This is a genomic window from Sorangium sp. So ce375, from assembly GCF_051473855.1.
GTDB lineage: Bacteria > Myxococcota_A > Polyangia > Polyangiales > Polyangiaceae > Sorangium.
The window spans coordinates 1,833,328-1,846,114 of record NZ_CP150335.1 but is presented as its reverse complement, the minus strand read 5'-3'; the positions used below and the strand labels follow the sequence as shown (position 1 = coordinate 1,846,114).

Genomic DNA, 12,787 nt, shown 5'->3' with positions numbered 1-12,787 from the left:
GCATGCGCACGCACCGACAGCCTGTCGCTCCCCTCGCGCTCCTCCTGGCCCTCTCCGCGCTTCCGGCCTGCGGCCCCGCTGCGGGCCCGCCGCCGGCGCCCCCGCCCCCCGCCGCGCTGGTGCCGCCGGCGCCGCAGGGCCTCCCCGTCGTCGAGACGAAGCTCGAGATCGTCGGGCTCGACGAGTCGGCGCTCGATCGCTCGGCGAACCCCTGCGAGGACTTCTACCAGTTCGCGTGCGGCGGATGGCTGGCGAAGACCGAGATCCCGGGCGACGAGTCCTACTGGATGCGGAGCTTCAACGAGATCGACAAGCGCAACGAGGCGGAGCTCCGGCGCATCCTCGAGGACGCCGCGAGCGCCGGCGACCGAGATCCGGTGACAAAGAAGATCGGCGCCTATTACGGGTCTTGCATGGATGAGGCCGCGGTCGAGGCCGCTTCCGTGAAGCCGATCGCGGACCTCCTCGCGAAGACGCGGCGGGTGCGCGATCCGAAGGGCCTCGGGGCGCTCGTCACCGAGCTCCATGGCCGCCGCGTCTGGGCGCTGTTCGACATCACCTCCGCGCAGGACATGAAGGACGCGACGCGCGTCATCGCGCAGCTCGACCAGAGCGGGCTCGGCCTGCCGGACCGCGACTACTACCTCAACGAGGACGACAAATCGAAGGCGCTCCGCAAGACCTACGAGGAGCACGTCGCGCGGATGATGCGGCTCGCCGGGGCGCAGGAGGCGGCGGCGAAGGCGGCGGCGCTCGACGTGCTGCAGATCGAGACCGAGCTCGCGAAGATCTCGAAGACGCGGGTCGAGCGGCGGGACCCGACGGGCCTTTACAACAAGCTCGACCGATCGGCGCTCGCGAAGGCCGCGCCGGCCTTCCCGTGGGACGCGTATTTCCAGGGGCTCGGCCTCCAGGACGTCAAGGAGGTGAACGTGACCTCCGTGCGGTTCTTCGAGGGGCTCTCCCGGCTGCTCGCGTCGGTGAAGCCCGCGGCGTGGCAGAACTACCTGGCGTGGCACGTGGTGCGCTCCATGGCGCCCGCGCTGCCCAAGGCGTTCGTCGACGAGAGCTTCACGCTGCAGGCGGCGCTCACCGGGCAAACGGAGGTGCGGCCGCGCTGGAAGCGCTGCGTGGACGCGACCGACAACGCGCTCGGCGAGCTGCTCGGGCAGCCGTTCGTCAAGACGAGCTTCCCCGGCGAGAGCAAGCCCGCGGCCGAGGCGATGGTGCACCAGATCAGCGACGCGTTCGCGCGCAATGTCCGCGCGCTCGACTGGATGGATGAGGGCACGCGGCAGCGCGCGCTCGCCAAGCTCGCCGCGATGGCGTACCTCATCGGATATCCCGACAAGTGGAGGACCTACGACTTCGAGGTCGATCCCAAATCGTACGGGAAGAACGCGCTCGCGGCGCGCGCCTTCCAGACGCGGTGGGACCTCGGGAAGATCGACAAGCCGCTCAATCGGGACGAGTGGCAGATGAGCCCGCCCACCGTGAACGCCTATTACGATCCGCAGCGCAACCACATGGTCTTCCCGGCCGGCATCCTGCAGCCGCCGTTCTACAGCGTGAGCTCGGCCGCGGCGGTGAACCTCGGCGGCATCGGCATGGTGGTCGGGCACGAGCTCACGCACGGGTTCGACGACGAGGGCTCGCAGTTCGACCAGAAGGGCAACCTGGAGGACTGGTGGTCGAAGGAGGTCGGGGCGGCGTTCAAGGCGAAGACAGCGTGCGTCGAGGCGCAGTACTCGGCCTTCGAGGCGCTGCCGGGGCTGAAGCTGAACGGCAAGCTGACGCTGGGCGAGAACATCGCGGATCTCGGGGGCGTGAAGCTCGCGTTCATGGCGTACCGCGCGATGCGCAAGGGCGCGGCGGAGCAGACGGTCGCGGGCGGCTTCACGGAAGATCAGCAGTTCTTCCTCGCGCACGGGCAGTCCTGGTGCGGCAAGCTGCGCGAAGAGGCGCTCCGGCTCATGGTCCAGGTGAACCCGCACTCCCCGCCGCGGTTCCGCGTGAACGGGCCGCTCGCGAACCTCCCGGAGTTCGGCGAGGCCTTCAAGTGCGCGCCGGGCACGCCGATGCGGCCGACAAAGACGTGCACGGTCTGGTAGCCGCGCGCGGCGCGCTCGGTTGAACGAGCCGCCACGATCCTGATTGGCCCTCGGCCGGTGCTCGAGCGGCAGTTGATCTCCCGCGTCGCGATCCTTGCGCCTTCCAGACATCGAACTCGCCGAATAGAATTCGAGCAGAGTTGAGTCTGATCTCGACGATGGCGTGCTCCCCGCCGCCCCGATCGGTCAGCTCACTGCCCTTGGTGCCGCCAGGGGAGCGACCCTTCAGATTATTTTGCGTGGCCTCCCGGACCCGTTCGCCTGCCTGCCCCCCTCGGCGACCCCGGGGACCAAGGTAAGATTCAGACAGCTTGGCGCGGCGGCGGTCCGGCACGGGCTGCCGCGGCGTCTGCGTGTCATGCTGGCCCAGACACCGCGCCAAGGCGCGCTCCCACTTGCCGGTCGTGCCCTGGCCCACGCTGCCGCGAAAGGAGCTGCGAACCCTACCTCGCTTGACGACGTGCTGTTCCAGCCGCCGCGTCGCGCGACGACACCGCCGCGGTGGCTCGCTTCCATCCTACCAAGGAGCGTTCGTGCAACTGTCATTATCTTCGGCACATTGCGTCCTCGCCTTGGTCACCGGGCTCACGGGCATGCTCGGGTGTTCGGACGACCCTGGTCCCGGCAGCAGCGCGCCCGACGCGGGCGCGCCCAGCGATCCCGACGCGGGCGCGCTCGACGGCAGCCCGCCCTCCTCCCCGACGTTCGGTCCACTCGGCGATCGGCCGGATTTGCCCGTTGACGGGCGGCTCACCATCGACGGCCTGCTCTCTGCCGTCGATGTCGTCCAGGACAGGGACGGTAGGCCCCATATCTATGCGGAAAACATCGTGGACGCGATGCGCGTCGAAGGGTATCTGACGGCGCGCGACCGCGCGCTTCAGCTCGAGATCTTGCGGCGCACCGCCCAGGGGAGGCTCGCAGAGCTCTTCGGCGACCTCGATCCCACCACCATCGATCAGGACATCGCTCTCCGCCATGTCGGGCTCGGTCGGATCGCCAGGGCCCAGTACGACGCGCTCCCCGCGGGGGAGCTCCGCCAGATGCTCGACGCGTACGCGGACGGGGTGACCCAGGTGTTCAGGAAGATCCGCTCCGGGGACATCCTCCTCCCCGAAGGCGCGACGGGGATAGCCGCCAAGGCGTTCACCGACTGGAGCGGCGTCGACTCGCTCGTGATCAGCCGCTTCCAGAGCTACCTCCTGTCGTTCGACGCCGAGCTGGACATCACCACGCAGCAGCTCCTCGACGCCGCCCGGACGACGTTCGCGTCGAGCAGCGCCGATCCGCTCGCGCAGAAGCGCGCCGGCTTCGAGCGGGACTTCCTGAGGTTCGCCCCCTCCGAGCCCGCGGTGACCAGCAGCGGCTATCCGGCATCCCCGGCGCGGGAGAAGGCGCAGAAGGCGGAGGACAAGGCGGCGAAGAGAGCGTCTCGCGCGCGACGACCGGGCCGCGCCGCGCCGGGCCGCGCGAAGCTCATTTCGTCGCTGACCGGCTACCTGAGCGCGGTCCAGCGCGCCAGGAGCAAGGTCGCCCCGGAGGGCTTCGGCTCGAACAACTGGGCCATCCACGCGAGCCGGAGCGCGACGGGGCACGCGCTCGTGGCCAGCGATCCCCACCTGTCGCTGAGCGCGCCGGCCGTCTGGTATGCCGTCTCGATCCATGTCACCGCGCCCGAGGGCAAGGACGCGAGCCGCGATGTTCACGCCGGGGGCGTCACCTTCCCCGGGATTCCGGGGATCATCCTGGGCCACAACGAGCACGTCGGGTGGGGAGCGACGGTCGCGATGTACGATGTCACCGATGTCTATGCCGAGAAGCTCACGCCCGACGGCAAGGCGGTGCTCTTCAAGGGCAATCCAGTGCCCCTCCAGACGGTCGAGGAGGTCATCGCGATCGCTGGCAGGGAGCCCTATACCTACCGTGTCCCGATCGTGCCCCATCACGGCCCGCTCCTGCCGACCATCGTCGACCACGCGGTGGTGGATCCGGACCCGGCCGTGGGGGCGCTCAGCGTCCGCTGGACGGGGCTGGAGCCGACGAAGGAGCTGGAGGCCATCCTCGGCCTGCTGCGCGCTCGCTCGGTCGATGATGCGCAGGAGTCGCTCTCGAAATTCAGCGTCGGCGCGCAGAACTGGGTGATGGGCGACGCCGCTGGCGACATCCTCTGGACGACGCACGCGGCGATCCCGACGCGGTCTCCTGAGGCGTTCGCCTGGGACGCGGCCACCTATACGGGCGTCCTCCCCTGCATGGTGCTCCCCGGCGACGGGACCGCGGAGTGGACCGGGACGCTCCCCGAGCACCTCATCCCCCGGGCGAAGAACCCGCCGGCGGGATACATCGCCACGGCGAACAACGACCCCATCGGAGACTCCCTGGACAACGATCCATCGAACGGCGCGCTCCCCGACGGCACCCCCATGTACCTGGGTTGCAGCTTCGACATCGGGTTTCGCGAGGGTCGCATCCAGGAGCGGATCGATGCCCACGAGGGACCTCTGTCGCCGGAGGATTGTGCGGCGATCCAGGGCGACATCAAGTCGGCGCTCGGCGCGAGGCTCGTGCCTCACCTCCTCCGCGCCATGGACCGCGCCGCCGAGGAGCGCTCGACGCCCGGTACTCACCCCGATCTGAGCGCGATCGTCGCGGACGCCGCATACGACCCGCAGCGCCTCGCCGCCCTGCGGGCGCTCCTCGACGGCTGGGGCAAGGAGGCGGACTACAAGGCGGCCGCCGGCATCGATCTCGATACCGCCATGCCACTCGCGGACGAGGGCGATGGCCCCGGCGCGATCGACGCCCGCGCCTCGGAGGCGACCTTGGTCTTCAACCTCTGGCTCGTCCGGGTGGTGCGCCGGGTGCTGGGCGACGAGCTCGGCCAGATGGGCTTCTCGTCGTTCTCCCGGGAGCTGTCGGCGAAGGCGCTCCTCCACCTGTTCTCCGCCGATCGGGAGCAACTCGCCACCTTCGATCCGGCCGTGCAGGACAGCACGCTGTGGGACGACATGGGCACGCCAGCGGTCGAGTCCAGGGACGAGCGCGTGCTGCGCGCCCTGCTCGACGCCCTCGCCTGGCTCGATCAACAGGGCGGCGCCGGGGCTGCGGCGCCCCGCTGGGGCGCCTTTCACACGGTCACCTTCGACGCGCTCGTCCCCCTCTTCAGCAGCCTCAGCATCCCTCCGCCGAGCGATCCCCTCTGGAGCGGCGGCTTTCCGCGGGGCGGCGACGAGTTCGCGGTGGACTCCTCGGATTACCGCCTCTCGTGGGCGCTCGACGAGTCACCGGATTTCCGGTACGTCCACGGCCCGTCGCAACGGCTCGTCGTGGAGCTCGACCCGGCGGGACCGAAGGCGTGGAACGCCATTCCCGGAGGCAATGGCTGGGACGCCGAGAGCCCACATTTCCGCGATCAGGCGGAGCTCTGGCGAAAGAACCAGACGCACCTGGTGCCGTTCCTGCTCCCCGACGTGATCCAGGCGAAGGAGTCGCGCACGGTGGTCGAGGCGCCGTAGCCGGCGCGTCCTCCGAGGCCCACCCCGGGCCGGCATCTGTCACGTTTATCTCGCGCTCTCGCACGAGGTCCTCTGGGTCCGGGTTTACGGCTTTACGACCGAAGGCGCTCCGGACGCCTCCTTCATGCTTTGCGCCTGCTGCTCGATCGACTGGCGATCTGAGGGGTGAGCATCTCCAGCGCTGTCACCAGGGTGGTTCCTCGCGACGCTCGTCCTTGCGGCGTCGCGCAGGCTTGCCGCGACAAACGACACCGGTTACCATTGATGAAATGAGCTTGGCAGCCTCCCTGTTGCAGGTCGATCCCCGAGATGATGTGGCTGTCGCCGTCCGCGGCCTGGCCGCCGGCGATTCGGTTGCCGACGCGATCACCGCCCGCGTCGAAATCCCGGCCGGACACAAGGTGGCGCTGCGCGCGATGGCCGCTGGCGAGCTGGTGCGGAAGTACGGCTGGCCGATCGGGCGGGCGACCATAAACATCCAGCCGGGCGACCACGTTCACACGCACAACCTGGCCACCGCGCTCTCCGGCCTCGACACCTACGCTTACGAGCCCACGACCCCGGAGCCCCTCCCCGCCATCGAAGACCGCACCTTCATGGGCTACCGGCGGAAGAACGGGCGGGTGGGCACCCGCAACGAGATCTGGATCCTATCGACGGTGGGCTGCGTCGCGCGCACCGCCCAGAAGGTGGCCACCGAGGCGGACAAACGCTTCAAGGGCCGGGTGGACGGGGTCTACGCCCTTACCCACCCCTTCGGCTGCTCCCAGCTGGGGGGCGACCTCGAGGCCACCCGCCGCATGACCGTGGCCCTGGCCGGTCACCCGAACGCGGGCGGCGTGCTGATCATCGGCCTGGGCTGCGAGAACAACCAGCTCGGCCGGCTCCTCGAGAGCGCCCTGCACCTCGACCCTGATCGCCTGCGGTCCTTCACCGCCCAGACGGCCGAGGACGAGCTCGAGGCGGGCCTCGAGGCCGTCGAGGAGCTGGTGAGGATCGCCGAGCGGGACCGTCGCGAGCCCTGCCCCGTCTCCGACCTGGTGATCGGCCTCAAGTGCGGCGGCTCGGACGGCTTCTCGGGGCTGACCGCGAACCCGCTGGTGGGCCGCATCGCTGATAAGGTCTGCGCCGCCGGTGGCTCGGCCATCCTGACCGAGATCCCGGAGATCTTCGGCGCCGAGCGCCTGCTCATGACCCGCGCCGAGAGCGAGGCGGTCTATGAGGACATCGTCGGTGTCGTGAACAACTTCAAGAGCTACTTCATCGCCCACGGCGAGCCGGTGTCGGAGAACCCCTCGCCCGGCAACATCGCCGGCGGCATCACGACGCTGGAGGAGAAGTCCCTGGGCGCCGTGCAGAAGGCCGGCCGCGCCCCGGTGACCGAGGTGGTCCACTACGGCGGGCAGATCCGCGGCACGCCGGGCGTGGCTCTGCTGGAGGCTCCCGGCAACGACGCGGTCTCGTCCACAGCGCTCGCAGCCGCCGGCGCGACGGTCATCCTCTTCACCACCGGCCGGGGCACGCCCCTCGGTTTCCCCGCGCCGACCCTCAAGCTCGCCACCAACTCCAGCCTGGCTCAGCGCAAGCAGCGCTGGATCGACTTCGACGCCGGCCGCATCGCTTCGGGCGAATCCATGGACGCGGCCGCCGACGCCCTGATGGACCTGGTGTTGGCCACCGCCTCCGGCCATCCGACCCGCGCCGAGGAGAACGGCGAGCGCGAGATCGCGCTCTGGAAGCGGGGCGTCACCCTTTGAGCCGAAAGCGCCTGTCGGAGGCCACGCTCGGCCTCGTTCCGCCGCACGTCGAACGGCCCGCCTAGCCTCCTCCGGTTACCGAGCCGGATGGACGGCCTCATGTCGCGCTATTAGGCGAACTATCTCCGTCGATATCCAGGCTGGGGTGCCTCCCGTCGATCGGCGCCGACCTGACCTGGAGCGGCTCGATCTTGCCGACGATGACGAGGTAGCTGAATGCGCCGAGCAGGCAGAAGCCGCCCGCCACGACGAGCGGGATCGTGAACGATCCTTTGGTCAGCGAGAGCATCACGCCGGTGAACGTCGTGATGACGATGCCGGCCAGATTCGACGCAAAGTTCTGGATGCCGCTGATCGAAGCCACATGGCGCGGCGTGGGCGCGACGTCGCCGGGAAGGGACCAGACGCTCGCGCCGGCGAACGCGAGGCTCGCGTAGGATATGCCGAAGAAGGCGAGCATCAGATAGATGTTGGACGTCAATGCCGACAGCGTGATCGCCGACGATACCAGCATGCCGCCGACCATGCAGGTCTTGCGCGCGGCGGTGAGGCTCCAGCCGCGGCGATAGAGCGCGTCGGAGACGAAGCCGCCGATCCAGCCGCCCGGGATCGCCATCAGCGCGGGGATCATGCCGAGCGTGCCGAGCGACTTGAGCGAGAAGCCGCGCGTTTGCACGAGGTAGCTCGGGAACCACGTGATGAAGAAGTAGTTGGTGAAGTTGAGGCAGAAGAAGCCGAGCATCATGCCCCAGAGCGTGCGGTGGCGGAAGAGCGACGCCCACGTGACGTTGTTTTGCGCGCCCTCGGCGGGCGCTGCGTGGACGACGTCCTGCGCGCCCGTCATGTCGCCGTGCGCGGGGCTGCGGTAGATGACGACCCAGCCGAGGATCCACACCGCGCCGAACAGGCCCGTGATGATGAAGGCCGCCTTCCATCCGAACGAGTCGATGATGAGCGCGACGAGGGGGATCGACAGCGCCGAGCCGACGCGCGCACCGCTATCGAAGATGCCCGTCGCGAGCGCGCGCTCGCGCGGCTTGAACCATTGGCTCACAAGCTTGGCGCAGGCCGGGTAGGCGCCGGCCTCCCCTACGCCGAGCAGCAATCGACAGCCGAACATGGCCGCGACGCTCGACACGCCGGCGGTCGCCGCGGTGAAGAGCGACCACCAGCCGACGGCGATCGGCAGCGCGATGCGCGCACCCACACGGTCGACGAACCAGCCGAACGGCATCTGCATGAGCGCGTAGGTCCAGAAAAAGCCGCTCATGATGAACCCCATCTGGGCGGGGCCGATCCCGAGCTCCTTCTCGATCTGGGGCGCCGCGACCGCCAGATTGGCGCGATCGATGTAGTTGACGGCGACGGCGAGAAAGCACAGGAAGAGCACGACCCAACGCATCTTTCTCATCTGCATCCCTCCTTTGGGCAGCCTCACAGGCTCATGCGGGCACGGCCGTGCGGAGCGCCGCGTGCAGCCGGGGCTGATCGAGGTTCAGGCCGAGCTCGCGCGCGAGCTCGATCACGGGCCCGAAGCGGCGCCGCTTCTTTTCACCATGGTTGCGCGCGATGTCGGAGAGCCGGTGATCGAGGAACGGGTTCTGGAAGCGCTGGCGCACCTCGTCGAGGTAGGCGCGCGCGGCAGAACCCTTGCCGAGCGCGTCGAATACGGGCACCACCTCGTCGCGCCAGAGCGCTTCGAGATCGGCGCGCAAGGCCGGATCGTGCATCGCGTGCAGCGTGTTCTCGTCGGCGGGGCGCCCGTCGAGCTGCCAGCGCTCGGCGAGGTAGGTGTGCCCGAGGTTCAGCAGCAGCAGCTTCAAGCGTTCGTAATGGAGCAGGTCGTCCGTCACGATCATCGCTTCATGCTGGCACGGCAGCACCATTCCCTCGCGCCGCTCGATCGCCCAGAGCGCGTAGGGCTCGGCGATCGCGCCGATCGGGCGGATCGGCTCGGAGACGATCCGGTCGACGAGCGAGTTCACCCAGATGCACGTGTGCTCGATGTAGCGCAGGAAGGCGGCATCGGCGCCCCACTGGCGCGCGACGCCGGCGACGAGCGCACGCAGCGTGTCACCGTTGTTCGAGACGAGCTCGCAAGGCAGCAGCGTGAGCGGCGCGGCGCCCGCCTCGAAGCGCGCGCGCAGCAGCACGACGAGCTTCGCGGCGAACCCGCGCGGCACGCCCGCGCCGGGCGCGAGCAATGTCGCCGTGTCCTCGGGCAAGCAGACGTATCCGCTGTCGCTCGTGTTCGAGATCACGACGCGGGCATCGTTCGCGAAGCGCTCGCGCACGAGCGACCAGTCGGTGTTCGCGTCGAGCGCTTCCGTGATCGACGTGCATTCGATCGTCGTATCGACGACCTCTCCGCGGCGCAGCCCGCGAATCCGCACGGGGTAACGCCCCTGCGCGCGCAGCGCGTCGATGCGCGCGCGGCTCTCTGGGTTCGACGTGGTCTGCACCACGGTGATGGTCCCGAGCGCGCGGCCTGCGCCAAGCGCTTCCGAGACGAAAAAGTCCGCGTGAGCCTGCAGGAAACGGCTCGTGCCGAACTGAAGAATCGGATTGCCCATGTCAGTGCTCCGGCGGTTCAGCAGGCGCGTGCCCACGCGAGGCTCGTGTGCGCGAGGCTCCGGGTCGCGCTCGGCAACACGATCGACCCGGGGTCATGCTTTGAGAGCGGGTTCTTCATCCGCAGAAACTGATGGTTCGTCTTCATCCGAGATCCGTTCAATGAAGGCGCCGAATCGCGCGCGCTCACGACATGCCCACCATGATCTTGGACGTTCGGCCGGGGTGGGCAGCCCAGTCGGCGAGCGCCTCGGGCACGCCTTCGATGGGGATCGATCTCGAAATCAGGATGTTCGGATCGAACGTGCGTCGCTCGAAGAAGGCGATCACGTCCGAGAACTCGCTCAGGCAGTTGCGCGAGCCGAGGATGTCGAGCTCCTTCATCACGAACAGCTTGGTCTCGTAGCTCACGGGCTCTTTGCCGTACCCGATGTACACGACTCGGCCGCAAAACTTCACCCACTCCACGGCGTTGCGGTACGTCGCGGTCGCGCCCACGGCTTCGATCACGACATCCGGCCCGTCGCCGTTCGTCAGGTCCATCACGCGTTGGCGTGCATCGGCGTTCGCGAGCACCGCCTCCCGGGCGCCGAGCGCCTTGGCGAGCGCGAGCTTTTCGTCCTGCGTGTCGAGCGCGATCACGCGCGCGCCGCGGCTCACTGCGCCGGCGATGGCTCCGAGCCCCACGCCGCCGCAGCCCATCACCAGCACGGTCTCCTCGGCCTCGACGCGCCCTCGCGCCGCCGCGTGAAAGCCTACCGAGAACGGCTCGACGAGCGCGAGCTCCGTGAGGTTCAACTTCCGTGACGTGAAGAGCTTCTGGTACGGCACGGCCACGAGCTCGGTCAGCGCGCCGTCGCGCTGTACGCCCATGGTCTTGTTGTCGCGGCAGGCGTTGCGCCGCCCCGCGCGGCACGAGGGACACCCGCCGCACGCCGTGTACGGCGTGAACGTGACGTCGGTATCGACGCGCCAGTCCGCCTCGACGCCGGAGCCGAGCTCCACGATCGTGCCGGCCACCTCGTGCCCCAGCACCCGAGGGTACGTCACCATCGGGTTCTTGCCCAAGAACGTGTTCAAGTCGGAGCCGCACAAACCGACCCGTCGCACGCGGATCAACACCTCATCGTGCGCCGGTTTGGGCTCGTTGATCTGGCTCACCTGCGCAACCGACGGACCCGTGATCGTCAGGGCTTTCATGCTGTCATTGCCTCGCTGAGCGACTTCGTTCACTCGCGGCTTTCACGGCGCGCTCCGCAGCCGGGGCCGCTTCGTTCTGCCAAAGAACACGGCGCCATGTCGATTGGCCGGAGCCGAAGCGACGTGGCGTTGCTTTACGATCCGTGAGCGGGGCGGCGGGCGCCGCCTTCGCCGTGGCGCTCGGGACGCCGCTGTTCAGGGGTGACGCGCGTAGAATTTCTGCGCGTTCTTGTACATGACCTTGTCCCGTGCTTCCTGACCAAACTCCTTGAGGTAGCGCTCGGCGATCTCGATCTCCGAAGCGAGGCTGCCACCCATGTCGACAACGGGCCAGTTGCTGCCCCAGATCAGCCGGTCTTCGCCGAAGGCCTTCATCAGCACGTCGAAATGCGCTCTGTACGCGGCGAGGTCGGTCGGCGCCTTCCAGGGATCGTCCTCGGTGGCGGCCGGGTTGTACATGTCGAAGAACGACGAGAACTTGACGTAGATGTTCGGGTGCTTGGCCAGCCGCTGCACCGCGTCGACCCAAGCCGGATCCGGCGTCGGCCCTTTCGCGCCCGCCAGGTGGTCGATGATGATACGGAGCTTGGGCACCGCGGTCGCGAGCGCCTCGACCTTATCCTTCGGGTTCAGGGCGCCGCGGCTGATGATGTCGAGCGTCATGCCCTTGGCCGCGAGCTCCTCCAGCGAGGCGAGCTGCTTGGCGTCGAGCGTCAGCTTCGGGCTCCAGAGGAAGCCGCGAATGCCGACCACGCGCGGGTCCGCCGCGAGGCGCGCCAGATCGGCGCTGAAGCTCGGCGAGCCGATCTCGAGCTGCGCGACGAGGAACTTGAAGAAGCCGTTGCCCTTCGTCATCTCGAGGACCTTGTGGTTGTCGTCGACGACGGGGCTGGCTTCGACGATGCCGGTGCCGATGATGCCATTCTGCTTCGCGATGGCTTCATACTCCGGGGGCAACACGTCGCGGTAAATCGGCTTCTGCTTGGCTTCCGGCCAAACGACGCCGCCCGGACGTGTGACCTCGTAGAGATGGATGTGCGTGTCGAGGATCGGACCACGCTGCTCCGCCGGCACGGCCAGCGGGGCCGCCGCTTTGCTCGTGTCGCCCGCCGTCCCGGGTGGCGCCCCGGTGGTCGCGGAAGACGACGCACACGCCGCGAGCGGCGAGAGCGTCATCATCAGGCACAACTTGGCGAAAGCCCTCGGAATACTCGTGAGTATTTTCATGGTGGAGTTTTCTGGAGTCGGTGCCGAGCTCGCTCCCGATAACGAAGGTGTCGCTGCGCGTGACGACCCCCTCAGGGCGCAGCCGAACAACGACAATGTGAACGTTCACATTCTCGATGTCAACACCAATCCGGTCATGCGGCCAAGCGCGGATTCGGGTGGCGGGCAAGCCTCGTTCGGAGCGGCGCGGCAAGAGAGGCGGGCACCGGGCCGCGGTCATGTTTGATGTGGATTCCATTTTCCAATCCGCTCGCCCCCGGCCAAGGGCGCCGAACAGAACCGGACCGAGCCAGGCGACCGAGGGTGGGTGCAGCGCCAGGCGCAACGAGGAGCCCTACTGATGTAGGGCGACGAGGAGCAACGTCGCGACGCGCCCGCCCTCGGTCGCCTGGCGACCGGAGGTCTT

At 68.6% G+C, this 12,787-nt stretch carries 7 protein-coding genes; 3 read left to right on the top strand and 4 right to left on the bottom strand.

All coding sequences use genetic code 11. From position 1 onward, the window contains the following. The first annotated feature begins 2 nt into the window (after positions 1 to 2). From WME90_RS07080 to WME90_RS07070, 3 genes are all read left to right on the top strand, one after another. Positions 3 to 2,111, top strand: a complete 2,109-nt coding sequence (locus WME90_RS07080) for a M13 family metallopeptidase (RefSeq protein ID WP_437280310.1) — start codon at positions 3 to 5, stop codon at positions 2,109 to 2,111. A 533-nt stretch (positions 2,112 to 2,644) separates the two neighbouring features. After that, positions 2,645 to 5,626, top strand: coding sequence for a penicillin acylase family protein (locus tag WME90_RS07075; RefSeq protein ID WP_437280309.1), 2,982 nt, complete (start codon positions 2,645 to 2,647; stop codon positions 5,624 to 5,626). A 269-nt stretch (positions 5,627 to 5,895) separates the two neighbouring features. Beyond that, the gene (locus tag WME90_RS07070) at positions 5,896 to 7,383 is read left to right on the top strand and encodes a UxaA family hydrolase (protein WP_437280308.1); all 1,488 of its coding nucleotides are present in this window, start codon (positions 5,896 to 5,898) and stop codon (positions 7,381 to 7,383) included. Positions 7,384 to 7,480: 97 nt separating this feature from the next. Here the strand turns inward: WME90_RS07070 and WME90_RS07065 are convergent, their stop codons facing one another. The 4 genes from WME90_RS07065 to WME90_RS07050 all read right to left on the bottom strand — a co-directional run bounded on the left by WME90_RS07065 (position 7,481) and on the right by WME90_RS07050 (position 12,477). Next, on the bottom strand, positions 7,481 to 8,794 hold the full coding sequence (locus tag WME90_RS07065) for an MFS transporter (protein ID WP_437280307.1): 1,314 nt from the start codon (positions 8,792 to 8,794) through the stop codon (positions 7,481 to 7,483). Between the two features lie 31 nt (positions 8,795 to 8,825). Continuing rightward, positions 8,826 to 9,956 (bottom strand): mannitol dehydrogenase family protein, encoded by a 1,131-nt coding sequence (locus WME90_RS07060; RefSeq protein WP_437280306.1) that lies wholly within the window; start codon positions 9,954 to 9,956, stop codon positions 8,826 to 8,828. Positions 9,957 to 10,140: 184 nt separating this feature from the next. Then, positions 10,141 to 11,154, bottom strand: coding sequence for a zinc-binding alcohol dehydrogenase family protein (locus tag WME90_RS07055; protein WP_437280305.1), 1,014 nt, complete (start codon positions 11,152 to 11,154; stop codon positions 10,141 to 10,143). A 195-nt stretch (positions 11,155 to 11,349) separates the two neighbouring features. Next, positions 11,350 to 12,477 (bottom strand): amidohydrolase family protein, encoded by a 1,128-nt coding sequence (locus tag WME90_RS07050; RefSeq protein ID WP_437280304.1) that lies wholly within the window; start codon positions 12,475 to 12,477, stop codon positions 11,350 to 11,352. Positions 12,478 to 12,787: the final 310 nt, after the last annotated feature.